At 74.6% G+C, this 25499-nt stretch carries 23 protein-coding genes and 1 pseudogene; 13 read left to right on the top strand and 11 right to left on the bottom strand.

What is annotated here, in order from left to right:
* The first annotated feature begins 58 nt into the window (after positions 1–58).
* From AB0N04_RS16435 to AB0N04_RS16425, 3 genes are all read left to right on the top strand, one after another.
* Positions 59–1069, top strand: coding sequence for a hypothetical protein (locus AB0N04_RS16435; RefSeq protein WP_360206532.1), 1011 nt, complete (start codon positions 59–61; stop codon positions 1067–1069).
* 78 nt (positions 1070–1147) lie between these two features.
* Entirely contained in the window at positions 1148–1948 is an 801-nt protein-coding gene (locus AB0N04_RS16430; RefSeq protein WP_360206530.1) for an SDR family NAD(P)-dependent oxidoreductase, read from the top strand.
* A gap of 7 nt (positions 1949–1955) precedes the next feature.
* Complete coding sequence (locus tag AB0N04_RS16425; protein WP_360206527.1) at positions 1956–2693, top strand: polysaccharide deacetylase family protein; 738 nt, start codon at positions 1956–1958, stop codon at positions 2691–2693.
* A 75-nt stretch (positions 2694–2768) separates the two neighbouring features.
* Here AB0N04_RS16425 and AB0N04_RS16420 read toward each other — a convergent pair whose 3' ends face one another.
* From AB0N04_RS16420 to AB0N04_RS16410, 3 genes are all read right to left on the bottom strand, one after another.
* Positions 2769–3848 carry a hypothetical protein gene (locus AB0N04_RS16420; RefSeq protein WP_360206525.1) on the bottom strand — a complete coding sequence of 360 codons (1080 nt, stop codon included), beginning with the start codon at positions 3846–3848 and terminating at the stop codon, positions 2769–2771.
* 12 nt (positions 3849–3860) lie between these two features.
* Entirely contained in the window at positions 3861–4805 is a 945-nt protein-coding gene (locus AB0N04_RS16415; protein WP_360206523.1) for an NAD-dependent epimerase/dehydratase family protein, read from the bottom strand.
* Between the two features lie 184 nt (positions 4806–4989).
* On the bottom strand, positions 4990–6114 hold the full coding sequence (locus AB0N04_RS16410) for a DegT/DnrJ/EryC1/StrS family aminotransferase (RefSeq protein WP_360206520.1): 1125 nt from the start codon (positions 6112–6114) through the stop codon (positions 4990–4992).
* Between the two features lie 413 nt (positions 6115–6527).
* On the opposite strand from AB0N04_RS16410, the gene AB0N04_RS16405 reads away from it, so the two are divergent.
* From AB0N04_RS16405 to AB0N04_RS16390, 4 genes are all read left to right on the top strand, one after another.
* Complete coding sequence (locus AB0N04_RS16405) at positions 6528–8723, top strand: MMPL family transporter (RefSeq protein WP_360206517.1); 2196 nt, start codon at positions 6528–6530, stop codon at positions 8721–8723.
* Positions 8724–9043: 320 nt separating this feature from the next.
* The gene (locus AB0N04_RS16400; protein WP_360206514.1) at positions 9044–10426 is read left to right on the top strand and encodes a histidine kinase; all 1383 of its coding nucleotides are present in this window, start codon (positions 9044–9046) and stop codon (positions 10424–10426) included.
* On the top strand, positions 10423–11097 hold the full coding sequence (locus tag AB0N04_RS16395) for a response regulator transcription factor (RefSeq protein ID WP_360206511.1): 675 nt from the start codon (positions 10423–10425) through the stop codon (positions 11095–11097). The genes AB0N04_RS16400 and AB0N04_RS16395 overlap by 4 nt, the downstream gene beginning before the upstream one ends.
* Positions 11098–11321: 224 nt before the next feature.
* Complete coding sequence (locus AB0N04_RS16390) at positions 11322–11972, top strand: hypothetical protein (RefSeq protein WP_360206508.1); 651 nt, start codon at positions 11322–11324, stop codon at positions 11970–11972.
* Positions 11973–12279: 307 nt separating this feature from the next.
* Here the strand turns inward: AB0N04_RS16390 and AB0N04_RS16385 are convergent, their stop codons facing one another.
* Positions 12280–13023: a DUF4097 family beta strand repeat-containing protein gene (locus AB0N04_RS16385; RefSeq protein ID WP_360206506.1), complete on the bottom strand. Its 744-nt coding sequence runs from the start codon at positions 13021–13023 to the stop codon at positions 12280–12282.
* A 267-nt stretch (positions 13024–13290) separates the two neighbouring features.
* The gene (locus AB0N04_RS16380) at positions 13291–13449 is read right to left on the bottom strand and encodes a hypothetical protein (RefSeq protein ID WP_360206581.1); all 159 of its coding nucleotides are present in this window, start codon (positions 13447–13449) and stop codon (positions 13291–13293) included.
* Here AB0N04_RS16380 and AB0N04_RS16375 point away from each other — a divergent pair.
* Together AB0N04_RS16375 and AB0N04_RS16370 are read left to right on the top strand one after the other, a co-directional pair.
* Positions 13384–13781, top strand: a pseudogene (locus AB0N04_RS16375) (alpha/beta fold hydrolase); the annotation flags it as partial. The gene AB0N04_RS16380 and the pseudogene AB0N04_RS16375 overlap by 66 nt on opposite strands.
* Before the next feature lie 247 nt (positions 13782–14028).
* The gene (locus AB0N04_RS16370) at positions 14029–14568 is read left to right on the top strand and encodes a hypothetical protein (RefSeq protein WP_360206503.1); all 540 of its coding nucleotides are present in this window, start codon (positions 14029–14031) and stop codon (positions 14566–14568) included.
* A gap of 79 nt (positions 14569–14647) precedes the next feature.
* Here the strand turns inward: AB0N04_RS16370 and AB0N04_RS16365 are convergent, their stop codons facing one another.
* Positions 14648–15214: an RICIN domain-containing protein gene (locus AB0N04_RS16365; RefSeq protein ID WP_360206500.1), complete on the bottom strand. Its 567-nt coding sequence runs from the start codon at positions 15212–15214 to the stop codon at positions 14648–14650.
* Between the two features lie 499 nt (positions 15215–15713).
* Between AB0N04_RS16365 and AB0N04_RS16360 the strand changes: the two genes are divergently transcribed.
* Positions 15714–16517 carry an alpha/beta fold hydrolase gene (locus AB0N04_RS16360; protein WP_360206497.1) on the top strand — a complete coding sequence of 268 codons (804 nt, stop codon included), beginning with the start codon at positions 15714–15716 and terminating at the stop codon, positions 16515–16517.
* 93 nt (positions 16518–16610) lie between these two features.
* Here AB0N04_RS16360 and AB0N04_RS16355 read toward each other — a convergent pair whose 3' ends face one another.
* Entirely contained in the window at positions 16611–17429 is an 819-nt protein-coding gene (locus AB0N04_RS16355) for an alpha/beta hydrolase (protein WP_360206494.1), read from the bottom strand.
* 137 nt (positions 17430–17566) lie between these two features.
* A complete protein-coding gene (locus tag AB0N04_RS16350) occupies positions 17567–18232 on the bottom strand; it encodes a DUF4097 family beta strand repeat-containing protein (RefSeq protein ID WP_360206491.1) in 666 nt (221 codons plus the stop codon).
* A 363-nt stretch (positions 18233–18595) separates the two neighbouring features.
* Here AB0N04_RS16350 and AB0N04_RS16345 point away from each other — a divergent pair, with 363 nt between their 5' ends.
* Positions 18596–19405: a helix-turn-helix domain-containing protein gene (locus AB0N04_RS16345; RefSeq protein WP_360206489.1), complete on the top strand. Its 810-nt coding sequence runs from the start codon at positions 18596–18598 to the stop codon at positions 19403–19405.
* 23 nt (positions 19406–19428) lie between these two features.
* Here the strand turns inward: AB0N04_RS16345 and AB0N04_RS16340 are convergent, their stop codons facing one another.
* Complete coding sequence (locus tag AB0N04_RS16340) at positions 19429–21165, bottom strand: tetratricopeptide repeat protein (RefSeq protein WP_360206487.1); 1737 nt, start codon at positions 21163–21165, stop codon at positions 19429–19431.
* On the bottom strand, positions 21162–22409 hold the full coding sequence (locus AB0N04_RS16335; protein WP_360206485.1) for an NB-ARC domain-containing protein: 1248 nt from the start codon (positions 22407–22409) through the stop codon (positions 21162–21164). Before AB0N04_RS16335 ends, AB0N04_RS16340 begins: the two co-directional genes overlap by 4 nt.
* Before the next feature lie 271 nt (positions 22410–22680).
* Between AB0N04_RS16335 and AB0N04_RS16330 the strand changes: the two genes are divergently transcribed.
* A complete protein-coding gene (locus AB0N04_RS16330) occupies positions 22681–23466 on the top strand; it encodes a hypothetical protein (RefSeq protein WP_360206482.1) in 786 nt (261 codons plus the stop codon).
* A 22-nt stretch (positions 23467–23488) separates the two neighbouring features.
* On the opposite strand, the gene AB0N04_RS16325 is transcribed toward AB0N04_RS16330, so the two are convergent.
* Positions 23489–24517 (bottom strand): NAD(P)-dependent alcohol dehydrogenase, encoded by a 1029-nt coding sequence (locus tag AB0N04_RS16325; protein ID WP_360206480.1) that lies wholly within the window; start codon positions 24515–24517, stop codon positions 23489–23491.
* A 227-nt stretch (positions 24518–24744) separates the two neighbouring features.
* Between AB0N04_RS16325 and AB0N04_RS16320 the strand changes: the two genes are divergently transcribed.
* A complete protein-coding gene (locus tag AB0N04_RS16320) occupies positions 24745–25410 on the top strand; it encodes a TetR/AcrR family transcriptional regulator (protein WP_360206477.1) in 666 nt (221 codons plus the stop codon).
* The last annotated feature ends 89 nt before the right edge of the window (positions 25411–25499 follow it).

Genomic DNA, 25499 nt, shown 5'->3' with positions numbered 1-25499 from the left:
TGCCCCCGCGGGCCCAGACTGGTGGTGGACCGATGCCGCCGGCGAGGCTGGGAGAGGCATGCTGCTCGGACTCACCACCGCGCTGGTCGCGACCGTCTGCTTCGGCCTCGGGGCCGTGTTCCAGGCCCGCGGGGCGCGCTCCGCGCCGCGGGCGGACCGCGTGCGGGCCGGGCTGCTGGCCGCGCTGGTGCGGTCCTGGCAGTTCCTGGTGGGGACGGCGCTGGACATCGTGGGCTTCCTGCTGAGCATCGTGGCGCTGCGCAGCCTGCCGCTCTTCCTGGTGCAGGCCGTCACCAACGCCAGCCTGGCGGTGACGGCGCTCGCCGCCGTCTGGCTGCTGGGCGCCCGGCTGCGCCGGGGCGACGCGGCCGGGATCCTCGGCGTGGTCGTCGGTCTGAGCCTGCTCGCGCTCGGCTCCGGCCGGGAGGGGCGGGAGTACGCCCCGGCTGCGTTCCACTGGGCGCTGCTCGCGACGACCGCCGTGATGCTCCTGCTCACCCTCGTCCTGGTGCGCCGGGAGGGCAACGCGGCCGCGGCCGGTCTCGGGCTGCTGGCCGGGGTGGGCTTCGGGGTGACGAGCCTGGCCGTGCGGGTGCTGGACACCTCCGGTGCGGTCGGGGTGCTCACCGATCCGGCGGCGTACGCGCTGGCCGTCGGCGGCCTCGGCGGCTACCTCGCGTACGCGCTCGCGCTGCAGCGCGGCACGGTGACGGCCGCGACCGCCGCGGGCACGGTCGCCGAGACCTTCGGGCCCGCGCTGGTCGGCGTGGCGGCGCTCGGGGACGCGGCGCGCCCCGGATTCGAGTGGTGCGCGCTGACGGGCTTCGCGGTGGCCGTCGGCGGCACCTTCCTGCTGTCCCGCTTCGGCGAGCTGGAGGGCGAGTCGGCCGAGGCGTTCGCCGGCGCGGCCCGTGACGCCGGTGGCCGCACGGATGCCGGCACGGGGACGGGCGCGGACGGAGGCCCGGAGGCGGCCGGCGGTCCGGAGCCGGACGGGGACGCGGACGACGACGGCGGTCCGCGGCCGGACGGGGACCGGCGGGCAAGGCGGGCCGTTCCGCCCCGGTAGCCCGGACGGCGCCGCCGTGCGAAGGTGACTTGCCGGACAAATCGGACGGCGAGACGCCCATGGATCGGCAGGTGCGCGATGGCGGACGAAGACCGGGACGACCTCCGACCCGGCCCCCGGAGCTCCGGGCCCGCCGAGCGCCCCGTCGCCCTCGTCACCGGGGCGTCCTCCGGCATCGGCCGGGCCACCGCCGTCCGGCTGGCCGACGCCGGCTGGCACACCCTGCTCTCCGGCACCGACCGCACCCGCCTCGAGGAGCTCGCCGCCCGCACCGGCGGTGTCGCCCTGCCCGAGGACCTCAGCAAGCCGGACGGCCCCGCCCGCCTCGCCGAGGCCGCCGTCGCCGAGACCGGGCGGGTGGACGCGCTGGTGGCCAGCGCCGGCCTGGGGTGGCGCGGCGCCTTCGCCGACACCCCGTCGGACACCCTGGACCGGATGATCGAGGTCAACCTCGCCGCTCCGCTGCGGCTGGTCCGCCTCCTCCTGCCGGGCATGCTGGAGCGCCGCCACGGCCGGATCGTGCTGCTCGGCTCGATCGCCGGCCAGGTGGGCGTGCGCGACGAGTCGGGCTACTCGGCGACCAAGGGCGGGCTGGCGATGTTCGCGGAGAGCCTCTGGTACGAGCTGCGCGGCACCGGCGTCGGAGTGCGGCTGGTGCTGCCGGGAGCGGTGGACACGCCGTTCTTCGACCGGCGCGGCACGCCCTACCAGCGGGAGCGCCCGCGGCCCGTCCCGGCGGAGCGGGTCGCGGCCACCGTCGTCGCGACCATCACCACCGAGCGCGACCGCCTGTACGTGCCGCACTGGCTCGGGTTCCCGGCCCGGATCCACGGCGTGGCGCCGGGCGTGTTCCGGCGCATGGCCTCCCGCTTCGGGTGAGCTCCGGGTGAGCACGGCGACCAGGGTGCTCGCCGCCGCCGCGGCGGCCGAGTTCCTGCACCTGGCCCCGGCCGCGGTCCGCCTGCCGGTGCTGCGCCGCACGCTGGCCCGCCGCACCGCCGGCCACGGCACCGCCCCGGGCCACGTCGCACTGACCTTCGACGACGGCCCGGACCCGCGCAGCACTCCCTACGTCCTGGACGCGCTGGACGCCCTGGCCGGGCCCGGCCGGGTGCGGGCCACCTTCTTCCTGCTCGGCTCGATGCTGGAACGCGCCCCCGCCCTCGGCGCGGAGCTGGTGGCGCGCGGTCACGAGGTGGCCGTGCACGGCTGGTTCCACCGCTCGCAGTGGTACCCGGCCCCGGCCCGTGACCTGCGCGAACTGCGCCGCGCCGGGGCGGCGGTGACCGACCTGTGCGGGGCCCGCCCGCTCTGGTACCGCCCGCCGTACGGGGTGCTGACCGCCGGGCCCGCGCTGGCCGCGCGCCGCCTGGGCCTGCGCAGTGTGCTCTGGACGGCGTGGGGCCGGGACTGGACGGCGGAGGCCACCGGGCGCACCGTCCTCGAGACCGCCCGCCCCGGCCTCACCGCCGGCGCCACCCTCCTCCTGCACGACTCCGACTGCACCTCCGCCCCGGGTTCCTGGCGCGCGACGCTCGACGCGCTCCCGCTGATCGCGGCCCACTGCCGCGAGCACGGGCTCACCCTCGGCCCGCTGCGCGACCACGGCATCCCGCTGCCCTGAACGGCCGGGTCCGGTTCACCCGGTCCGGAGCCGGCGCCCTCGACTCGCGTGACCCGACGGCGTACCGGCGCTCCCTCAGTCGAGCCCGACCCGTTCGAGCGCGGCCGCGAAGCCCCGGTTCCAGCCGTCCGGGCTGGCGCCGGGCGAGGGGGCCGGCTCCGGGCGGTCGAGGGCGGCGAGCGCGTTGCGGACCACGTCGGCGGGCCGGGCGGTGGCGACGTCGGCGTGCCCGAGCTCCAGTTCGTGCTGCAGGTTGTCCCGCCCGTGCCCCTGGACGACGTCGAGCAGCAGCAGCCGCCGGCCGAGCGCGCGGGCCTCGCTGCAGGTGTCGCCGGAGCTGGTGACGACGAGGTCGGCGGCGGCCATCAGGGCCGGGATCCGGTCGGTGTACCCGAAGGGGCGCAGCCGCGGCTCCCGGCGGGCGGCCGCCCGCAGCCGGTCCTCCAGTTCCCGGTTGCGGCCGGCGACGGCGAGCACGTGCGGGCCGGCCGCGGCGAGCGAGGCGGCGGTGCGGGCGAGCGGCCCGAGGCCCCAGGAGCCGGACATCAGCAGCACGCACGGCCCGTCCGCCGGGACGCCCAGTTCGGCGCGGGCCGCGGCACGTGCGGGCGGCCGGTAGAACGGCTCCCGCAGCGGCGCGGGCAGCACGGAGACGGCGGCGTCCGGCCGGTAGCGGCGGACGGCGCAGGCGGCGACCTCGGAGGTGACCAGGAAGAGGTCGGTGCCCTCCTGCACCCAGAGCCGGTGCGGCGTCACGTCGGTGCAGAACACGAAGTGCCGGAAGCCGCGCATCGGCAGCCGGTTGACGGCCGAGGTGGCGGTGGCGAAGACGGACACCACCAGCTGCGGCCGCTGCGCCGCGACCAGCTCCCGCAGGGCCGGGAGCAGCCGGGCGCGGGCGGCGGCGTCGGCGAGCAGCGCGATCCGGGCGCCCGGGCGCAGCGCCGAGAAGTGGAAGGCGTCGTACACGCCGGGGAGGTCGAGCAGCCGCCGGAACACGGCCTCCCCGGCGGCACCCGAGCGCTGGCCGAGCAGGGCCATCGCGTCCACGGTGCAGGTGGTCCAGCCCCGGGCCCGCAGGGTGTCGGCGCAGGCCCGGGCCATCACGTCGTGGCCCTGGCCGAGGGAGCCGGAGACCAGCAGCGCGTGCGGCACGGACGGCTCCGGTCAGGAGGCGGTGGGGGTGGCGGCGGTGGCCCGGTACCAGTCCGCGTACCGCCGCACGCCCTCGGCGAAGTTGGTCCGCGGGGACCAGCCGAGCAGCCGCTTGGCCTGGGCGGAGGAGATCCGCCGCCCGGCGTAGTCGGCCTTGCGGCCGTCGATGTGCTCGATGCTGACGGGCCCGAGCAGCTCGTCGACGGTGTCGGCGATGTCGCGCACCGAGACGGCCGTCGAGCCCTCCAGGGCGAAGGTCTGGTCCTCGGCGGCGAGCGAGAGGGCCCGGACGTGGGCGTCGGCCAGGTCCTCGACGTAGACGAAGTTGCGGCTCTGCCGGCCGTCTCCGGCGATGGTGATCGGCCGTCCGGTCAGCGCCGCCTGGACGAACCGGGCGACGACCAGCTCGTCGCGCATCCGGGGCCCGTACGGGATGCCGTAGCGCAGGATGGTGAAGTGCTGCCCGTAGAGCTCGCGGTAGCTGTGCACGAGCATCTCGGCGGCGAGCTTGGTGGCCACGTAGAGGTGCCCGCTGTGCTCCAGCTCGATCGGCACGTGCTCGTCCAGCTCCTGTTCCCCGCCGTCGAGTTGCTCGTCGGTGAGGGCGGCGCCGTAGACCCACACGGTGCTCGCCAGGACGGTGCGGCTGAGCCCGCTGCGCCGGGCGGCCTCCAGGACGGTCTCGGTGCCGTCGATGTTGGTGCGCACGGCGCGCACCGGGTCGGCGGAGACCTGTTCCACGTCGGCCATCGCGGCGAGGTGGTAGACCACTTCGCTGCCGGCCAGGGCGGCGGTGAGGGCCGGGAGGTCGAGGACGTCGATCCTGGCGTGTTCGGCGTCGGGGTTGAGGTACTTGTCGGTGGTGTCGACCGCGAGGACCTCGTGGCCCGCCGCGATCAGGTGGTCCACGACGTGTGAGCCGATGAATCCGCATCCCCCGGTGACGGCTATGCGCACGATCTCTCTCCTTGTCGAGCCCTTGTCGGTGCGTGGTCTCTGCGTGGTCGAAGGGTGGTCGGCCTGGTCGGAGGTCCGGGCGGTCCCGTCCGGTGGGCCTGTCCGGCGAGCCGGGCGGCCCGGGCGGTCCCGGTGGCCTCGGCGGTCCCTTCGGTCCCGGGCGGTCGGGCCGCGGGCGGTCCGGTCACCCGGCGAGCCGCCGGTGGACCGCCGAGACGGCCTCGATGACCTGCTCGGTCTCGTCCCCGGTCATGTCGGAGTGCACCGGCAGGCAGACCTGCCGCGCGCAGACGTCCTCGGCGACGGGCAGCGCCTCGCGCCGGTAGGGGGCGAGCACGGGCTGCAGGTGCAGCGGCAGGTCGTACACCTCGCCGGACAGCCGCACCCCGTACTCCTCGGAGACCGCCCGCTTGAAGGCCGCGCGGTCCACCCCGGCGGGCAGCAGCGCCACGTACTTGTAGTAGTTGCCGCGGGAGCCGGGCGGTTCGAGCACCGGCTCCAGGCCGTCCAGCCCGGCCAGCGCCTCGTCGTAGCGGCGGGCGACGGCCCGGCGGGTCTCGATGAACTCCTTGAGCCGGCGCAGGTGGACGGCGCCGACGGCGGCGTGCAGCTCGCTCATCCGCCAGGAGTAGCCGAGCCGTACGTGGTGGTTCGTGGTGAAGGATCCCTTGCCCTGGTCACGGTAGGTGCGGGCCTCGTCGCGCAGCTCCGGCGACTCGGTGAGGACCATCCCGCCCTCGCCGCTGGTGGTGACCTTGGTCGGGTAGAAGGAGAAGGCCCCGGCCAGGCCGAAGGTCCCGGCGGCGCGCCCGTCGTGGCTGCTGCCGTGCGCGTGCGCGGCGTCCTCCACCAGCGGGATCCCGTGCCGGTCGCAGAGCGCGCGCAGCGCGCCGACCTCCGGGGTGACCAGCCCGCCGATGTGCACCAGCACGACGGCGGCGGTGTCCGGGGTGAGCGCCGCGGACAGCGTCGCGGGGGAGAGGGCGAGGGTGGCCGGGTCGACGTCGGCGATCACCGGGCGTCCGCCCGCGTGCAGCACGGCGCCGGCCGTCGCGTAGAAGGTGACGGCGGGGACGACGACGTCGCGGCCCCGCACGTCGACGCTGCGCAGGATCACCTCCAGCGCGGCGGTGCCGCTGCTCACCGCGACGGCGTGCGAGGCGCCGTGCTCGGCGGCGAAGGCCTGTTCGAAGCGTTCGGTCCACGGGCCGAGGGTGAGGGCGCCGGTGGCGAGCATCTCCGTCACCGCGTCCGCGACGGCCGCGCGGTCGCTCTCGTCGAACACGATGCGGGCGGCTGGAACGCCCATGGGCACCTCCGGCGGCGGGCTGGGGTCAGCACCGATCGGGACGGGTCGCTCCGGACCGGGGCAGATCGGTCCGGGCCAGGCACATCACGCTACTTCGCCGGGCTGCCCGCGGCCCGTCGTCGCCGCCCGCACGGGTGACGCCGGGGCCGCGGCGGCCCGCCCGCCGGGGCCCCGCGGGGCCGCCCGAGACACCTCCGGGAGTAGGTACGACTGCTTCCGCCGCAGGCCGTGCGCTCCGCCGTCCGGGGGAGGGGTGTACTGCGTCCGCAGTACGCAAACGGCCTGCGCAGGGACGACGACGGAGGAGGGGCCGGCGATCAAGGATTGGTCATGCTGCGGGCGGACCGCGCCGTGAGGCGTCGATCCGGCCGCGGCGCGCACTGTGCCCGACATCCTGAAGGAGTCCACTCTCCGTGGCCACGTTCCTGTACCGCCTGGGCCGATGGGCCTTCGTCCGGCGCCGGCTGGTGTCCCTGCTCTGGGTCGCCGTGCTGGCGGTCTGCGGAGTCCTGGCGGCCAAGGCGCCCGCCGCGCCCGACGACGGCTTCGCGATGCCCGGCACGGAGGCGCAGCAGGCCTTCGACCTGATGAACGAGCGCTTCCCCGGCGGGCACGCCGACGGCGCCTCGGCCCGGCTGGTCTTCGTCGCGCCGTCCGGGCAGAAGATCACCGCCGAGTCCAACCAGCAGGCGGTGGAGCGGACGGTCGCCGAGCTCGCCCACGCCCCGGAGGTCACCGGCACGGTCAGCCCGTTCAAGGCCGGTGCCGTCTCCAAGGACGGCACCACCGCCTACGCGACGGTGAGCTACTCGGTGAAGGCGGGCACGCTGTCCACGGGCGCCACCGACGCCCTGCAGCAGGCCGCCCAGCACGGGCGGGACGCCGGGCTGAAGGTCGAGGTCGGCGGCAACGCGCTGACGGCCAAGCCCGAGGCGGGCGGCAGCAGCGAGGCGATCGGCATGGCGCTGTCCGCGGTGGTCCTGGTGATCACCTTCGGTTCGCTGGTCGCCGCCGGGCTGCCGCTGCTCACCGCGGTGGTCGGCGTCGGCCTGGGCATGGCCCTGATCACCGCGTTCGGCAGCATGCTCGGCCTCTCCTCGACCACCGGCACGCTCGCGATGATGCTCGGCCTCGCGGTCGGCATCGACTACGCGGTGTTCATCGTCTCGCGCTACCGGGCCGAGCTCGCCGAGGGGCGCACCCCGCAGGAGGCCGCCGGCCGGGCCGTCGGCACCGCCGGGTCCGCGGTGGTGTTCGCCGGTCTCACGGTGGTCATCGCCCTCGCCGGGCTCTCGGTGGTGGGCATCCCGATCCTCGCCAAGATGGGCATGGCGGCCGCCGGCACCGTGGTCGTCGCCGTGCTGGTCGCGCTCACTCTGGTCCCCGCGCTGCTCGGCTTCATCGGCCGCCGGGTGCTGCCCCGCAAGGTCCGCAAGGCCCGGGGCGCGGTCGAGTCGAAGCGCGAGAACGGCGGCTCCCGGTGGGCGCGGTTCGTGCTGCGCCGCCCGCTCGCCGTGCTGCTCGGCGGCGTGATCGGCCTCGGCGTGCTCGCCGCCCCCGCGCTCGACCTGCGGCTCGGCCTCCCGGGGGACGAGTCCAAGCCCGTCTCCACCACCCAGCGCCGTGCCTACGACCTGCTCTCGGAGGGCTTCGGCCCCGGCTTCAACGGGCCGCTGACGGTCCTGGTCGACGCCAAGGGCACCGCCGACCCGAAGGCCGCTGCGGGCGAGGTCGCCAAGACGGTCGCCGCGCTGCCCGGCGTGGTCTCGGTCGCCCCGCCGATGTTCAACCAGGCGGGCGACACCGCCCTGCTGAACGCGGTCCCCGCCACCGGTCCCAGCGAGGCCCGGACGAAGGACCTGGTCCACGCCATCCGCGGCCACGCCGACGGCCTCAGGTCGGCCACCGGCGCGACGGTCCTGGTCAGCGGCACGACGGCGATGAACATCGACGTCTCGCAGAAGCTCACCGACGCGCTCGTGCCCTACCTCGCGGTGGTCGTCGGCCTCGCCGTCATCCTGCTGCTGGTGGTCTTCCGCTCCGTCCTCGTCCCGCTGAAGGCGGCGCTCGGGTTCCTGCTCTCGGTGGCCGCCGCGCTCGGCGCGGTCGTCGCGGTCTTCCAGTGGGGGTGGCTGGCCGACCTCATCGGCGTCGAGCAGACCGGGCCGGTGATGAGCATGATGCCGATCTTCATGATCGGCGTGGTCTTCGGCCTCGCCATGGACTACGAGGTGTTCCTGGTCACCCGGATCCGCGAGGGCTTCGTCCACGGCGAGCGGCCCGCCGCGGCCATCGTCACCGGCTTCCGCCACAACGCCCGGGTGGTCACCGCCGCCGCCTTCATCATGATCGCCGTCTTCGCGGGGTTCATCGGGATGAGCGAGCCGATGATCAAGATGATGGGCCTGGGTCTGGCTGCGGCCGTCGCCTTCGACGCCTTCGTGGTCCGGATGACGATCGTGCCCGCGGTCCTGGCCCTGCTCGGCCGCCACGCCTGGTGGCTGCCGCGCTGGCTGGACCGGCTGATACCGGACGTCGACGTCGAGGGCAGCAAGCTGCAGACGGCGGCCCCGGAGCCGACCCCGGTCCGGGAGTCCGTCGGCGTGTAGCGCCGCACTCCGGGTGGGGCGGGCCCGTCCCGCCCTGCCCGACCCGGCGGTCCGGTCTGATCCGCGGGCCCCTCCGGCCCGCTGACCCGTCCGGCCCGCCGGCCCCTCCGGTCCCTCAGCCGGGGCCCGCCCCTCCTCACGGGGGCGGGCCCCGGCTCGGACACCGGTTCGAGCCCGTACCGTTACCGTTGCTGTCGGGGCGCCACCGCGGCCGCCCCCCTCGACCCGGCCCGCCCCGCCCACCCGGGCGCGGCCCGGCACGACCTGGCAGACCCCGGCGAGGGTGCCGCCAGGGCACCCCCGACCCGGAGAGCACCACGATGAGCGACACCTGGCAGCGGCTGCGCCGCGACCACCCCCGGCTGTTCGACGTCGCCGGCGGCGCCACGCTGATCCTGATGACCGGCGTCGGCGCCACCGTCGACCAGACCGGCCACTACACCGGCTTCCGCCCGCTCACCAGCATCATCGCGCTGCTCTCCGCCGTCACGGTGTTCGCCCACCGCCGCCACCCGCGCGCGGTGGTCGCCGTCACCCTGCTCTGCACGATGGCGCTCACCCTCACCAGCCCCCGGCTCACCTCCGGACTCGCCACCCCCCTGCTCGTCGCCCTCTACTTCCTCGCGGTCCGCACCGACCGCGCCACCGCGCTGCGTGCCTCCATCGCCACCGCCGCGCTGCTCACCGGCCTGTCCGTGCTGGCCGACGGCGTCGGCCCGATCGGCGAGCGGCTCGGCGTCCTCGCCTGGGCCCTGCTCCCCGGCGCCCTCGGCGACTCCATCCGCAACCGCCGCGCCCACCTCGCCGCCATCGAGGAGCGCGCCGAACGCGCCGAGCGCACCCGCGAGGAGGAGGCCCGCCGCCGGGTCGCCGACGAGCGGATCCGGATCGCCCGCGACCTGCACGACGTCGTCGCCCACCACATCGCCCTCGCCAACGCCCAGGCCGGCATCGCCGTCTACCTCATGGACAGCCACCCCACCCAGGCCCGCGAGGTGCTCAGCCACATCACCGACGCCACCGGCTCCGCGCTCCAGGAGCTGCGCGCCACCGTCGGCCTGCTGCGCCGCGCCGAGGATCGGGCCCCGCTCGAACCCGCGCCCGGCCTGGACCGGCTGCCGGAGCTGATCGGCGCCTTCGAACGCACCGGCCTGCCGGTCCGGCTCACCGTCGAGGGCGAGGCCCGGGCGCTGTCGCCCGGCGTCGACCTCACCGCCTACCGGATCGTCCAGGAGGCGCTGACCAACGTGGCCAGGCACGCCGGGGGCGCCGGCGCGGAGCTCACCCTGGCGTACCGCGGCAGCCGGGTCGCCGTCACCGTGGCCAACGGGCGCCCGCCGGCCGACGGGCACTCCCGGCCCACCCTGCCGCCGCACGCCGCCCCGGGGGAGAGCGGCTTCGGCCTGATCGGCATGCGCGAGCGGGCCGCCGCCGTCGGCGGCCGCCTCACCGCGGACCGGTGCGCCGACGGCGGCTTCCTGGTCACCGCCGAACTCCCGCTGCGCACCGGTGCCCGCGACGACGGCCCGGCCCGGGAGGGCGGCGTCGGCGGTGACGCCGTTCGGCGGGGCCCGCTGCGGGACGGCGTCGCGCGGTGCGCCGGCGGGGGCGAGGACCAGGACGCCCGGTCCGTTCGAGCCGCCCGGTCCGTCCGAGCCGTTCGACCCGTCCGTTCCGTTCCAGACGACAGGGGCCACGCATGACCATCCGGGTACTGCTCGCCGACGACCAGGCACTGCTGCGCGGCGCCTTCCGGGTCCTGATCGACGCCGAGGAGGACATGGAGGTGGTGGGGGAGGCCGCCGACGGCCACCAGGCCGTCGAGCTCGCCCGTACCACCCGCCCCGACGTCGTCCTGATGGACATCCGGATGCCGGGCTCCGACGGCCTCGGCGCGACCGCAGCCATCTGCTCGGACGAGGAGTTGAGCGGCACCCGGGTGCTCATCCTCACCACCTTCGAGATCGACGAGTACGTGGCGCAGGCGCTGCGCGCGGGCGCCGGCGGCTTCCTGGGCAAGGGGGCGGACCCGGCCGAGCTGCTTGCCGCCGTCCGCACCGTCGCCGCCGGGGACGCCCTCCTCTCCCCGGCCGCCACCCGCGCCGTGATCGACCAGCTCCTCGCCCAGCCCGATCCGGCGGCCGGCGGCGCCTCCGAGCGGCTGGCCGTGCTGACCGCCCGCGAGCGCGAGGTCATGGCGATGGCCGCCACCGGACTCACCAACGAGGAGATCGCCGAGCGGATGTTCGTCAGCCCGTTCACCGTGCGGACCCACGTCCACCGTGCGATGGCCAAGCTCGACGCCCGGGACCGCGCCCAACTCGTGGCCATCGCCTACCAGTCCGGTCTGGTTCCGCCCGGCCGGCCGAGCTGACCGGCGCCGGCCGTCGCCGTGGCACCACCGGCGCGGCACCACCGCTTCCGTGGCGGCACCACCGCCGTGACATAACCCGCCGCGACACGGTCGAATCCTGATCCGAGAAATCGTCAAAGTCTGGCCGAATGTTAATGATTCGGCCTTCAGCCTGCCCGAAAACGTCCTCCGAACTGGTGTATCCGCGAGTAGTCTGCCGGTGACTCAGGATGAGGAGGATGGTCGTGGAAACGAAGGACACGGCAGGCGAGGTGCGGACTTTCCAGCCGTTGCCCGGGCGTCCGGCGGACGCCGCGCAGGACTTCGACCTGCGGCTGACCCGGCTGCTGGGCCTGCTCGGGGTCGACGCCGCCTACGGGCCCGACTTCCCGAGCGCGGCGCGGTGGGAGGTCCACAAGGCGCTCGCGGGCCGGTCGGACCTGCCCGAGGAGTACTTCCAGGCGCTGCTGGAGGCCGCGGTCCACGACCCCAACCCGAGCTTCAACCGGCGCTTCGTCGAGCCGGCGCTGCTCGCCTTCGGCCAGCGCAGGGTCCGGCTGACCCTGCTCGGCTACCTGCACACCGGCACCAACGCCGAGCGGGCCGGCGCCGCCCGGGCCTGGTACTGGACGTCCCTGTCCGTCGGGGACGCCCGCAACCGGGCCGCCGAGGACGAGGGGTCGACCGTCCGGGACGCCTGGTACCAGGCCGCGCTGCGGGAGTTCGTCGCCAACGAGGACCTTGACGTCCGGCGCTCCATCCTCCCCGGGCTGCCCCTCGTGCCGCGCGCCTACCCGGCGCAGCTGCACGCCCTGGTGGAGACCGCGGTGGCCATCGCGCGTTCGCACCCCGACGAGTACATCCGCCACCGCGCCGAGGTCCAGGTCGCCCTCTGACCGGTTCCCCCGGGTTCGTGCCCGGCAGGTTCGCACCGGCGGTGTTCGTACCGGTCGGGTTCGTGTAAGTCGGGTTGGTGTAGGTCGGGTTCGTGCCCGGCAGGTTCGTGCCCGGAGCGTGAATTCAGGGTGCCACCACCACGAGGTGCCTGTTCGCGTGCGATCCTGCGCGCGCCGGCGACGCATGCCGTGCAGTCGGGCCGAACCCGGGGCGGTCCGGACGTCCGGACCGGTCCCCGGAGTGCGGGTGGCGCGGGCGGGGTGGAGCGGTCTGCGGTGGCGGCGGACCGCTCCACCGGCCGTCCGATCAGCCGGTCTTGACGGTGATCTCGCCGATGTCGGTGCCGAGGTCCAGGCGGTACTTGCCGTTCGGGTCGTTCTGGACGCCGATGTGCTTCTCGCCCAGGTCGGTCGAGGCACTGACGTGGTAGGCGGCGGTCGGCACCGTCACCTTGATCTCGCCGTTGGAGGTCCTCGCCGTGATGTCCTGGGCCTTGCCGGGGGTGAGCGTGATCCCGCCGTTGTCGGTCTTGGCGTGGACCTTGTCGCCCTTGAGCGTGGTCCCCTTGATGTCGCCGTTGTCGGTGCGCACGTCGACCGCCCCGGCGACGTCGTCGAGTGCGATGTCGCCCGAACTGGTGTGCACCGTGACCTCTCCGACCTGCGAGAGCTTGACCCCGCCCGAGGACGTCCCGCCGCTGATCGGCAGCCCCGGCGGCAGTTCGACGGTGTAGTCCACCGAGCAGTTGCGTCCGCAGCCGCCCAGCACCAGCACGCCGCCCTCCACCCGGGTGGTCGCGCCGGGCTTGTCGCTCCGGTAGGTGATCGCGCGGTGCACCGCGGCCTGGGTGGCGCCGGCCTTGCCGCGGACGGTCACGTCCCCGGCGGAGGTGTCCAGCCGCACAGCGGTGATCCGGTCCGACACGGTCGCGTCGTCGTCGAACCTCGTCCCGACCGGGTTGCAGGCGCTGAGCACCCCGACCGCCAGCCCGCCGACCGCGAGCGCCCCTGCGTAACGCTGGTAGTGACCCATGATCAGTTCCCCCCACATCGTGCACATCGTGCGCGTTCGTCCCGTGAAAACCCCGTATGACCGCTCCTGTCCGGAGCCGTCCCGACGACAGTAACCGCGCGTGGTGGCCCGGGTCGGTGGTATTAACCCCCCAATGCACCCGGAGGCAGCCCGTACCCGCGGGCCCCGCGCCCGGCCGTCACCACCCCGTCGCCCACCGGCGGCCGCGCCGACGGATCCGCCTCGACCCGCCGCCCCTCCCCGCCCGTTCTGGAGCCCACGGACCACCGCGAGACGCCGGCCCGCCTATCCCTCATCGGTCTCCTGGCCGACGGCTTCGTTGGCGCGGTCGATCTCGGCCATGTGCTCCTCCGCCCAGGTCCGCAGCCCCGCGAGCGCGTGACGAACGGCGTCCGGCTCAACGTCGCGATCGCCGGGGACGGACCGGCGGTCCTCCTGCTGCACGGCTTCCCGCACACCTGGCGGCTCTGGGGCGGCATCATGGGCCGGCTGGCCGGGCGGTACCGGGTCATCGCCCCGGACCTGCGAGGCTTTGGTGCCACTACCGGGCGCTGCCCACCAGCGCGCAGCAGATCCAGGACGCCGTGGCGACGGCCCGGCTGACCATGCCCACCATGGCCGTCGGCTCGCACCCCGTCGGCACCGGACTCGAACGCCAACTCCGTCCCGTCGCCGACGACCTGGTCGGACACCAGCTCCAGGACTGTGGCCACATCATCCCCCTCGACCGCCCGGACGCCTTGTTCGCGCTCCTCGCCCCCTTCCTCTCCGCCGATCTGCGGAGTGACCGGAGCGGAGCCGAAGGAGAAGGCGGCGATGACGGTGACGCGACGCCGGTAGCACCGGGCAGGACCGCAGAGGGCGTTCTGCTCACGGTGCCCTGCTCGTCCGCCGCACGCCGATCGTCACCCGAACAGGGGGTGTGAGGGGGATTCGGCGGACTGCGGCGGCCGGGCGGCCTACGCTGCGAACGGGCGGGCCGGGTGCCGGCCGAGGCCGTCCGAGGGAATCGAGGAGGAGCCCGTGTCATCGTCCTGCGACCCCCAGGACGCCCCCGTCGGTGATGTGGGGGCGGCGCTCATGGTGATCGACTCGCGGCTCAGGGCCGTGTACGGGGGAAGGACCGATCCCGACCCCGAACAGCAGCGGCTGGTCGCCCAGTTCGCCGATTCGCTGGGCCCCGATGGGTTCGACGCGTTGTTGGACGGCGCCTGCACGCTCATCTTCATGTACATGAACTGGCTGCGGACGGTCTGCGAGAACCACGACGAGGACGTCATCGAGTACGTGGTGCCCAGCATGGTGGCCACGATGCGGATGATGCCCCTGACCTTCCGTCCCGAGGTGGTCCCCACCATGGCGGGCCTGCTGGTCGCCGCGGGCAGTGGTCTGAGCCCCAACCTGTGGCGCGCGCAGTACGGGCCCTGGACCGATGCCGAGATGAATCCGCTGGAGGCCACGGCCGCCCTGCTCGCGGAGCGCATCAACCGGATGTCCGGCGGCGACCAGGACTTCGCCACCCGACTGATCACCGACGCCCTGTCCGGCCTCGACGAGGACTGACCCGCCCGGGCCCGGCGCGCCGAAGGCCCTGCCGGATCCGCCGTCCCGGCAGGGCCTGCGCGTCGCGCGGTTCCGCGTCTCAGTAGCGCTTGATCGCGGTGATCCACGCCTTGTTCGCCTGGGCGACGCCGTCGTACGCGCCGGGCCACTGGCGGGCGGGGGCGCCGTCGTCGGTGCGCCAGTCGGCGATCTCCAGCATCAGCGCCGAGTTGAAGTTGGCGAGGGCGAGTTCGCCGCGGTCGCCGAGGGTGCCGGCGTAGTTCCAGTGCTGGTTGCCGCCCCAGGTGCAGGCCCACTGGCGGGCGGGTGCCCCGGGGTCGGTGCGCCAGTCGGCGATCTCCAGGCACTTGCCGGAGTTGCGGTTCACCAGCTCGAAGCCGCCGTTGTCGGGCACGTAGTCCCACATCTGGTTGGCGCCGCCGGTGCAGGCCCACTGGCGGGCGGGGGCGCCGTCGTCGGTGCGCCAGTCGGCGATCTCCAGGCACTTGCCGGAGTTGGCGTTGACCAGCGTGCTGGAGGTCGGGTTGCCGAAGCTGCCGCCGGCGGCGGAGGCGGGGGCGGCCGGCAGGGCGGCGGCCAGGGCCAGGGCGGCGCCGGCGGCGACCGCGGCCGGTCGGATGCGGGGGGAGGTGGTGCGGAGGGTCAAGGCGGACCGGTCCCTTGGGGAAGTGCTCGCGGGCGGAGCTCGTGGGGGAGAGGGGAGAGGGGAGAGGGCGGGGCACGGCGGACGCCCAGTACCCAGATCCGCGTCGGACCGGGCCCCAGCACAATGCCACAGGGCCCGTCCCCCACAGCCCGGACACGTGCCCGGACCGCCGACGCGCGAGAACTCTACGCAGGCACGGGTAAACCCCGGGCCAGGTGATGATCAAGATTCGGTACGGTCGTCTTCTCGCGGGTCATGGGCCGAGGAGCCTGCCTCGACGCGGGGGCGGACCCGTGGCCGGGCCGTCCGCCGGATGACCACCCGTCAGCCGGGCGCCGTACCGCCCCCGTCCGGGGCGTCGTCGCGGCCCCATCCCCGGCGGCGTACCGCCCCCCCACCCCCGGGTGTCGTCGTCGCACCCCATTGCATATCAGGGCCCTGATACATGTAAGGTCTCTGTTGAACCTGATGCTGCGCCACCCCGCCCGGAGGAACGACCGTGACCAGCCACGCCCCGCTCGACCGCATCGTCGCCGGCACCGGACCGGGTCTCGTCCTCATCCACGGCACCGGCGCCGAGGCCGCCTCCAACTGGGGCCCCCTCATCGACGCGGTGCGCGACCGCTACACCGTCGTCGCCCCGAACCTGCCCGGCGCGGGCGGCACCGCCCCCGAACCGGACCCCCTCGACCTCGACCACCTCGCCGACCGGGTCGTCGCCACCGCCCGCGCCGCCGGGCTCCACCGCTTCCACCTGGTCGGCCACTCGGTGGGCGCCGCCGTCGCCACCGCCGTCGGGGCCCGCCACCCCGGCGCCGTCGCCTCGCTCGTCCTACACGCCGGATGGGTCAGGACGACCCCGCGCGAGGCCTTCATGTTCGACCTGTGGGCACGCCTGCTGCGCACCGACCGGGACCTACTGGCCCGCGAACTGGTCCTCACCGCGATGGGCCCCGACCTCCTCGCCGCCCTCGACGACGCCCAGTTCGCCGAGATGGCCGCGAGCTTCACCGCCATGCTCGACGACCGCATCCTCGGCCAGATCGAGCTGGACGCCCGGGTCGACCTGCGCGACGCGGTGCGCCGCATCAGCGCGCCCACCCTCGTGCTGGCCAGCGCGGACGACCGGGTCATCCCGCCGCACCACCAGCGCGAACTCGCCGCCGCCATCGCCCGCGCCGAGTACCTGGAGGTCCCGGGCGGGCACGGCCTGCCGTTCGAGGACCCGGACCGCTTCTTCTCGGCCGTCACCGAGTACGTGGACAAGTGCCAGGCCCGGGAGGCCGCGGCCGCCGCCACCTGATCCCCGGCGTCCCCGGCGCCCCACCCACCCGGCCGGCCGGCCGTCTGACCGGCCGGCCGTCTCCGGCCCCGCGGTCGGACGCGGGGCCGACCGTCAGCGCCCGCCACGGTCGGCGGCCGCGACCTCGCTCACCGCGTCGGCGACGGCGCGGTGGTCCTTCTTCAGGATCGCCCCGTGGTTGCTCGCGACCTTCGCGCTGACCTCGATGTTCGGGTTGCGGGTGGTCACGCCGTCGAGGCTGGTGCGGATCCGCTCCTGCTCGTCGCCGCGGCTCCCGAGGGAGGACCCCGACGCGACCACGTACCGCACCGGGACGGTGATGCCGTCCAGCACGGGGCTCAGAGCGCTCTCGCGGGAGATCCGCCCGAGCTCGATGTTGCAGTCCGACATCTCGTCGGCCGTCATCCGCGGGGTCAGGCCGGTCGGGCGCGCCAGCGGGAGGAACCAGCTCCACTGCCGGAACTGCTTGCGGATCCGCTGTTCCATGGCCTCGTCCAGCCAGTCGTACGGGAAGGCGCCGTCGACCAGGACCGCGCCCAGGGCGCGCTGCGGGTTCCTGGCGGCCCAGTGCGCCGCCACGAACGCCCCGTAGGACCAGCCCACCACCAGCGCCCGGTCCACGCCGCGGGCCGCGAGGACGGCGTCGACGTCGCGGACGGCGGCCTCGAAGGAGTAGTCGGACGAGCGCCCGGACTTCCGGCCGCGGGCCCGCTCGTCGTAGGTGATGTGCCGCCAGTCCGTCCCCAGGTCGGTGATGACGTGCCGCCAGTACCCCTGGGTGGCGAACTGGCCGTTGAGGTAGAGCACGGGAATGCCGGGGCCGCCGCTGTCGGTGACGGCCAGGGCCGTGTCGTCGACCGGGACCATGCCGGTCCACTGCCGGGCGGTCGAGGTGCTGCTGTTCTTCGCCATGGTGTTCCCCCTGGTCGTGTCGTGCCGTGTCGTGCCGTGTCGTGATGAGTCGAGTCGCGCCGAGTTGCCGTTGCGCCGCGTTGCGCCGGGCCGGGTCGGGTCGTGCCGGTGTGCCGGAGCGCCCCGGTGGTGTTCCGTCAGAGGCTGCGCGCGGTGATGTCGCCCTGGGAGGTGGTGGCGCGGATGTCGAGTCCGGGGGTGCCGTCGTTGCGCAGGGCGTTGCTGATGCGGCCGTGGCCGGTGCCGGCGTCGAGGGTGGCCGAGACGCCGGCGGCGGCACCGACGGTGATGTCGCCGGACTGGGTGCCGAGCACGACCGCTCCGCGCACCGCCTCGGTGATCCGGATGTCGCCGCGTGCGGTGCTGATCCGGGCGGGGCCGGTGAGACGGCCGATCTCGACGTCGCCGTCGACCGCGGTCAGGCGCACGCTCGCCGCCTCGTCGATCTTGATCTGCCGGTACGCGCCGTCGAAGTGGACGTCGCCGAGGCGGCCGACGCCGCGCAGCTCGCAGCTGGAGGTCCTGGCCTCGACGCGGGAGCCGACGGGCAGCTTGACGGTGACCTCCAGGGCTCCCGAGGGGCCGAAGAGCCGGTTCGCCGGTTCGGGGGTGCTGATCCGGAGGACGCCGTCGGCGTGGGTGACGGTGGTCTGCTCGGCGGTCTGGACGTCGCGGCCCTTGGCGGGGTTGGCGGGCCGGACCTCGACGGTGGTGTCGCCGCGGTCGGCGGCGATGAACTGGACGCGCCCGGCCGGGATGTCCAGGACGGCGGCGATCGGGGCGGGGGTGTCGAACGTCTGCATCGTGCGCTCCTGTGCTCGGTTGCCTGCGTGCTGTTTTCTGACAAGAGAAACGCTACGTTGCTTTCCATATCTCGGCAACATGCTTGTTGCGCAAAAACTTTTACTCTGCAGGTCAAGTGACAGTTTTCATTGCAATGGTCTCTCGCCTAACGCAACGCCAGTGACTCGCGGCATTGCAATGGGTTGGAGGTGAACGCTATGGTGAGGGCGCAGGGCCCCGGCGAAGGGGAACCGGGGGGCGCCGAGGGATGCCGAGGGCCACGAGGAACACCGCCAGGGGTCGCGAAGTGCGCCGTCCGCCAACGGCCGTCACGAACCGTCGAACACGGTCGAAGACCGTCGAGGAACACCGAGGAGACCGCGATGCCGGGAGGCAGGCTCACCCAGCAGGAACGCCAGCAGATTGCGCTGGGGCTGGCCGACAGCCTCCCCTACGCCGAGATCGCCCGGCGCCTGGACCGCCCGACCTCGACGGTCACCCGTGAGGTGATGCGCAACGGCGGCCCGACCTCCTACCGCGCCGACCTGGCCCACCGCGCCACCGAGCACCGCGCGCACCGGCGCCGGCCCGTGGCCCCCCGGGGTCCGGAGTCCGGACCCCAGCCGGACGGGCGCGACCCCGAGGCCGTGCGCGAGTACGAGGAGTCGCTCACCACCATCCTCATGCACTCGGGCCTGCCCAAGATGACGGCCCGGGTGCTGGCCTGCCTCTACACCACCGACGCGGGCAGCCTCACCGCCGCCGACCTCGCCCGGCGCCTGCAGGTCAGCCCGGCGTCCGTCTCCAAGGCGGTCACGCTCCTGGAGGGCCTGGAGCTCATCCGCCGGCAGCGCGACGAACGCCGCCGCGAGCGCTACATCGTCGACGACGACCTCTGGTACCAGTCGATGATCCGCAGCGCCCGGGACAATGCCACGTTCAGCGAGGCCGCCCGACAGGGCGTCGGCGTCCTCGGTCCCGGCACCCCGGCCGCCACCCGGCTGGAGAACGTCGCCCGCTTCCTCGACTTCGTCTCCGAGGGCATCGTCCGCGCCGCCGAACAGGCCCGTGACGTGCTCTACACCAAGCCCGAAACGCCCCAGGCCGCCGACGCCGGCACCCCGGCCGCCGCTACCTCCGGCACGGCCGCCGACTCACCCGCCACCTCCGGGCCCGGCCCGGTCCGCGGCTAGGCGATCTCGTTCGGAGCATCGCATCATCGGATCGTCGGGTCCGGTGTGTCGTCGACCGGTGCTCCGTGGGCCCGGACCTGGTCGTCCGAGGCGGCCCGGTGTTGTGCCTCGGTTCCGAGCAGGGCGGCGGCTTTCAGGGTCTCCGACCAGCTGCCCGTTCCGAGTTCCTCCACGGGGCGCAGGAGGTCGGTGGCCTTCTCGGCACAGGCCAGCGCCGACGCCGGCGTCCGCGACAGCAGTGCTCGGCCGTGCGCGAGCAGCAGGCCGCCGAGGAAGTCGAGCGTCTGGACCTTGGGGACGGTGAGGTCACCGCCGAGGTGCCGCTCGGCGCCTGCCAGCAGGGTCTCCCGCATCGCGATGGACTCGGCGTGCCGCCCGGTGTGCCAGTAGGCGCCGGCGAGGAGCAGCTGCGCCTCGTAGGTGTCCGGGGCGTCCGCGGACCGGACCCGGGTGTACTCGGCCAGCGACTGCTCCAGTGTGGTGACGGCGTCGTCCGGGCGTCCGTCGTACAGGTAGCGCTTCCCGAGCCGGTGGCGCGTGGCGAGCGTGGCGGAACTGTCGAGGCCGTCGGTCCGGGCCAGGTCCGCCAGGAGGCGTTCCGCGACGGAGATGGCGTCGGCGGTGCGGCCGACCGCCCCGTAGACGGTTTCGAGGAGGGCACGGGCGTTGACCGTCCGTCCGTGGGTGTCGCCCACGCGCCGGGCGTAGCCGTCGACCAGGCGTTCGGCGGGTGCGACCGCGTCGGCGGCCCGGCCCGCCGCGAGGTAGCAGGTGACGAGGGTCTTCCTGGCTGTGAGGGTCGGCAGGCCGTCGTCACCGTGGATCCGCTCGGTCTGCGCGTGCGCCAGTTCGGCCGTCTCGGCCGTCTCGGCCGCCTCGTCCGTCCGGCCGATCTGGCGGTAGTAGCCGGCCAGGAGGGCGCGGCTGTGCACGGTGTCCTCGTGCTCGTGGCCCAGCGTGCGCTCCTGCTCCCGCAGCACCTCCTCGCCGAGCTCGACCGCTTCGGCGTCACGGCCGGTGTTCTGGTAGCAGGCGGCGACGTTGCTGCGCATGGTCAGCGTCCGCGGGTCGGTCGGGCCCCACAGCTGCTCGACGTCGGCCAGGAGCTGTTCGGCCAGCGCGAGGGCGTCGGCTGGCCTGCCTGCTTCGTAGTACGAGATGACGAGGTTGTTCCGGACCGAGATGCCGCCGGACAGGCCGCGTGAGGATGCGGACGGGGTCGTCGACAGCAGCTGTTCCCCGAGCGCGACGGCTTCGGCGCCGCGCTCCGCGATGTTGTAGGCGGAGGCGAGGCCCAGGAGGGCCCTCCTGGTGTCCATGTGGTCGGGGCCGAACCGCTCCTCGCACTCCTGAGTGAGGAACTTCCAGTACTCGATGGCCTCCACGTGCAGGCCCGCGTCGATGAGACTGCGTCCGAGGGCGAACAGCAGGGAATTCGCTCCGAGCATCCACATGAACTTGTGTTCCGTCCGGGCCAGGTGCTCGCTGTTGGCACGCAGGACCTCGACCAGGACGCGGTCGGTGTGCTCCGGCTCGGGCCACAGGCTCTGGAGGCTGCACGAGGCGGCGAAGCAGGCGCCCAGGTACTTGGGCCCGACCTCGCGGGTCGCGCGGGAGGTGAGGGCGTGGACCGCGATCGCGCGGGGGCCCGCGTCCGGGCCGCCGTCGGTCAGCAGGTTGTAGTTGTGCAGCACGGCCAGGACCTGCCGGACCTCGGTGGCGGTGACGGGCGGTTTCGGTTCCTCCTCCCGCCTCGTCACCAGGCGCCGCAGGTTCCGCAGCACGGACTTCGGTGGGAACGGCCGGTGATCCGGTGGTCGGGGCCCCACCGGCGCTCGGCGAGGTAGGCCAGCACGGCGGGCTCGGTCCACAGCTGCCGTGGGTGTCCGGCGGGGTCGAGCACGGCCGCCAGCTGCATCGCGGGGACGGCCAGGCCCACGGGCTCCTCCCGCTGCGCCGCCTCCAGCGCCACGAGCAGGGCCGTGGTGACGGGCCGCCCGTACTTCTCGGCGTCGGTGGCCGCGGGCATGAGCGAGTCGAGGTCCGCGGACCGCGCGGTGAACCTGTCCAGGTACTCCCCGGTGGTGCAGCCGTTGCGGACGGTGTACGCGGCGGCGTGCCCGAGCGCGAGCGGCAGGTGTCCGAGCACCTCGGCCAGCCGGTCCGCGGACTCGTCCAGCAGCTCGGCCCGCCCTGCGCCGGTGAGCCGTGACCGCAGGAAGGCCAGCGACTCGTCGCGGCTGAACAGGCCCACCTCGACGATCGTGCGGCCGGCGGAGCTGACCGTCGCGTCGCGCAGGCGGGTCGTGGCGAGGACCTGGCTGGCGGGGTTGCGCGCCCGGGTCGGCCACACGGCGCTCCGGGTGAAGTCGGTGACGTCGTCGAGGACCAGGAGCCACCGGCCGTCGGTCGCCGTGAGCCAGCTCAGGAAGGCGGCGGCGTCGCGCTCGGTGTCGGCGGGGTCCGCGGTGGTGCCCGGCACCCCCAACGCGGCCGCGGCCCGCGCGTACTGGGCGAGGACGTTCGAGACGTCGGTCGCGTCCACCCACAGGACGAGGTCGGCGCCGGTGTCGGCGGCCCGGTGCGCCCACGCCGCGGCGAGCTGGCTCTTGCCGACGCCGCCGCCTCCCGCCAGCACCGCGGACCGGAGGCCCACTCCGGCCGGCGCCTCCGCGGCGAGGGCGGCGGCCAGCCGTCCGTGGACGTCGTCCCGCGACTGGAAGGCGCTCGCCAGCGGGGGGAGGGCGCCGAGCGGGAAGGGGCCGCCACCGGTTGCCTGCGGCGGCCCGCCCCGGGCCGGCGCCGGGTTGACGATCACCGTCCCGATCCGACCGGCCAGGATCGCGGGACCGTGGACGGTGCCGCCGCTGAGCGTGTTGGTCACGGTCATCGGCGCGGCGTCCGCCGCCGGCCCGGCTCCGGCCCGCTCCTCCGCGTGCCCGAGCTGCTCCTCCCCGGCCCCGGCCCCGTCCTCGTTCCCGTCCTCGTTGCCGTCCACCGCCATGGCCCCTGCCCTCCCCGGCGCCGCCCGTCAGGAGAAGGCTGCCACTGCCCGCCCCGCCGCGGTGTCCGTTCCGGCAACACGGGCCCAGAGCCGTGCACCTGGCCCCGCTCCGGGCCGCCAGCCCTGCCGATCGGCAGGGTGGAACGGCTTGGTCGGGCCAGCGGAGCGCGAACCATGTGCCGATCGGTACATGCCTGAACGGGGTCGTTACGGCCACGCTTGGGGCACCAGGACGGCGGCCACCGGGGCCGCCCCGGGGAGGGAGTCCACCGTGTTCCGCATCCGTACCCACGCCCACGACCGCGTCCTCGCCCATGCCCACGCCCACGTCGGCGCCCACGACCGCGCCCAGGACCGTGTCAGCACCCTGGCCCGCAGCGGTTCCCGCACCGCCCGGGCCGCCGCGGCCGGCGCCCTGGTCCTCGCCGCGCTCGCCGGCGTCGCCCTGGCCTCCGCCGCCCCGTCGGGCGCTTCGTCCGCGGCTCCGTCCACCGCCCCGTCGGCGCAGGAGGGCGTGCGAGCCGCGCGCCCGGCCGGCGTCACCGGTACCGCGCGGATCCGGTACGCCTTCGTCCCCGACGACGAGATCTGGTTCACCGTCGATGCCCGGGCGGAGCCGTACACCCACCTCTTCCCCGGCACCCGCCTGGAGAAGGGCCTGCCCACCGACGCCCGGGGCGCCGTCCACTTCTCCCACCGCAGCGCCGAGACCGGGCGGACCTACACCGCCGACGCGGAGGTGGACTGTCTGGCCACCGGTGGCCCGGTCGCCACGCTGACGGCGGTCGTCACCAGGTCGGACACCGGCGAGGTCGGTCAGCGCATAGGCCTGAGCATCTACCAGGGCCGCGACGGGGGCCGCGTCGACGGGAGCGGCGGGGGTGCCGGCCGTGACGGTGCTCGCCTCGGGTTCTCCTGGGGCGTGGGGAACGTGGACGTGGGCGCCGACGGCAAGCCGTACCAGCCGGTGGTCGGCACCTGCATGGCACCGGCCCCCTTCGCACCGGTCCTGCGAGGCGGATTCACCGTCCACCACACCGAGTTGGAGGTGCGATGACACCAGGGCGTCACCCGAGGCATCACCCGGCGGGGGCGGCGATGGCCACCTTGCCCACGGCGCGGCCGTGGAGCAGGTGCCGGACGGCGGCCGCCGCCTCGGCGAGCGGGTAGACGCGGTCCACGACGGGGCTGAGCGTGCCCGCGTCGATCAGGGCGGTCAGGTCGCGCAGCCCGTCGGCGTGCTCGGAGGCGATGAAGGTCCCCAGGGTCTGGCGTGTGAAGGGAGAGAGCGCCTGGGCGCGCAATTGCCGGTCGGTGCCGCCGAGCCAACGGCCTTCCGTCTCACCGCCGGTGATGACGAGCCTGCCGCGGGTCGACAGGGCGCGGCGCAGATCCCTGAGGCTGCGGTTGCCCGCGATGTCGACGATGACGTCGTAGCGCCGCGGGTCGGCGAGGAAGTCCTCGCGGGTGTGGTCGATGACGTGGTCGGCGCCCAGGGCCCGTACGGCGTCGAGTTTGGGGGTGCTCGCGACGGCCGTGACGTGGGCTCCGAGGGCGTGGGCGAGTTGGACGGCGAAGGTGCCCACGCCGCCGGAGGCCCCGGTGATCAGGACGTGTCGGCCCTCCTGGACCTGCCCCCGGTCGCGGACGGCCTGGAGCGCGGTGAGCGCACTGATCGGTACCGTCGCCGCCTCCTCGAAGGAGAGCCCGGCCGGCTTGGTGGCGATCCGGTCGGGGCGGGCGACGGCGTACTCCGCGAAGGCGGCCGGTGCCGTGCCGTAGACCTCGTCGCCGGGTGCGAACCCGCTCACGCCGGGGCCGACGGCCGCGACGACGCCGGCGATGGTGCGGCCGGGGTTGGCCAGCTTCGGCCGGCGCAGTCCGCTCACGGGCCGCACCGCGTACGGCAGGCCGGCCATCAGGTGCCAGGTGCCCCGGTCGACGCTGGAGGCGCGTACCCGTACCAGCACCTCGCCCGGTCCGGCATCCGGCCGGGCCAGGCGTGCCACCTGCAGCACGGCCTCCGGCTCGGCGCCGTAGCACTCCTGCGTGATGGCCGTCATCGTCCCGGCCGTCCTGGTGGGGGTCCGTCTGGTCGTGTTCTGCATCGTCCCTGCTCCCGCCTCCGCCGCCGCGCCCTTGCGAACTTACGGCGTAAGTCTCACTTACGCCGTAAGTACAGCACTTACGGCGTAAGGTCGTCAATGCCGGGAGTTCGCGGGCGCCCGGCCGGCCCGCGGCCGCCCGAAACCGCCCGAAACCTCCTGTGACCGCCCGACCAGCCCGCGAGAGTCCCTCACCGCCCCCGAGGCCACGACAGAAAGCGATCGCCGCTGTGACCCGACGCACCACCCCGCCCCAGCCCCGCGAGGCGCTCACCCGGCAGCGGGTGCTGCTCGCCGCCGTCCGGCTCGCCGACGCCGGCGGCCTGGAGACGCTCAGCATGCGCAGGCTCGGGGAAGCCGTCGGGGTCGAGGCGATGTCCCTCTACAACCACGTGGCCAACAAGGAGGACCTGCTCGACGGCATGGTCGACCTGGTCTTCGGCGAGGTCGACCTGCCCGCCCCGGGCGAGCCCTGGCGGGAGGCGATGCGCCGACGGGCGGACTCCATGCGCCTGGTGCTGTCCCGCCACCGCTGGGCCATCGGGCTCATGGAGTCGCGGGCGAACCCGGGCCCGGCCACCCTGCGCCACCACGACGCCGTCCTCGGCTGCCTGCGGCGTGCCGGGTTCTCCCTCACCCTGACCGCCCACGCCGTCTCGGTCCTCGACAGCTACATCTACGGGTTCGCCCTGCAGGAGAAGACGCTGCCCTTCGACACGCCGGAGGAGACCGCCGCACTGGCCGAGTCCATCGCGGCCGGCTTCGCCGACGGGCAATACCCGTACCTGGCCGAGATCGCGACCGCCCACGTGATGCGCCCCGGGTACTCCTACGGCGACGAGTTCACCTTCGGGCTCGACCTGGTCCTCGACGGTCTCCAGCAGGCCGCCGGTTGACCAGGCCTGCCAGCGAAGCGCAGCGCGACCCGCACCCGGCGGACCGGCTCCCCACCGCCCGCCGCATCGCCCGCCGCCCCGCCCGCGCC

Source organism: Kitasatospora sp. NPDC051702, assembly GCF_040681575.1.
GTDB lineage: Bacteria > Actinomycetota > Actinomycetes > Streptomycetales > Streptomycetaceae > Kitasatospora.
This window is presented reverse-complemented; position numbering and strand designations above follow the sequence as displayed.

Bases quoted from the DNA above. Each gene is read 5' to 3' on its own strand.
- AB0N04_RS16385 (WP_360206506.1), bottom strand. From the start codon at position 13,023: ATGTGGGGGGAACTGATCATGGGTCACTACCAGCGTTACGCAGGGGCG.
- AB0N04_RS16345 (WP_360206489.1), top strand. From the start codon at position 18,596: ATGCCGGGAGGCAGGCTCACCCAGCAGGAACGCCAGCAGATTGCGCTG.
- AB0N04_RS16355 (WP_360206494.1), bottom strand. From the start codon at position 17,429: ATGGCGAAGAACAGCAGCACCTCGACCGCCCGGCAGTGGACCGGCATG.
- AB0N04_RS16435 (WP_360206532.1), top strand. From the start codon at position 59: ATGCTGCTCGGACTCACCACCGCGCTGGTCGCGACCGTCTGCTTCGGC.
- AB0N04_RS16410 (WP_360206520.1), bottom strand. From the start codon at position 6,114: ATGGGCGTTCCAGCCGCCCGCATCGTGTTCGACGAGAGCGACCGCGCG.
- AB0N04_RS16395 (WP_360206511.1), top strand. From the start codon at position 10,423: ATGACCATCCGGGTACTGCTCGCCGACGACCAGGCACTGCTGCGCGGC.
- AB0N04_RS16400 (WP_360206514.1), top strand. From the start codon at position 9,044: ATGAGCGACACCTGGCAGCGGCTGCGCCGCGACCACCCCCGGCTGTTC.
- AB0N04_RS16430 (WP_360206530.1), top strand. From the start codon at position 1,148: ATGGCGGACGAAGACCGGGACGACCTCCGACCCGGCCCCCGGAGCTCC.
- AB0N04_RS16335 (WP_360206485.1), bottom strand. From the start codon at position 22,409: ATGGCGGTGGACGGCAACGAGGACGGGAACGAGGACGGGGCCGGGGCC.
- AB0N04_RS16350 (WP_360206491.1), bottom strand. From the start codon at position 18,232: ATGCAGACGTTCGACACCCCCGCCCCGATCGCCGCCGTCCTGGACATC.
- AB0N04_RS16325 (WP_360206480.1), bottom strand. From the start codon at position 24,517: ATGCAGAACACGACCAGACGGACCCCCACCAGGACGGCCGGGACGATG.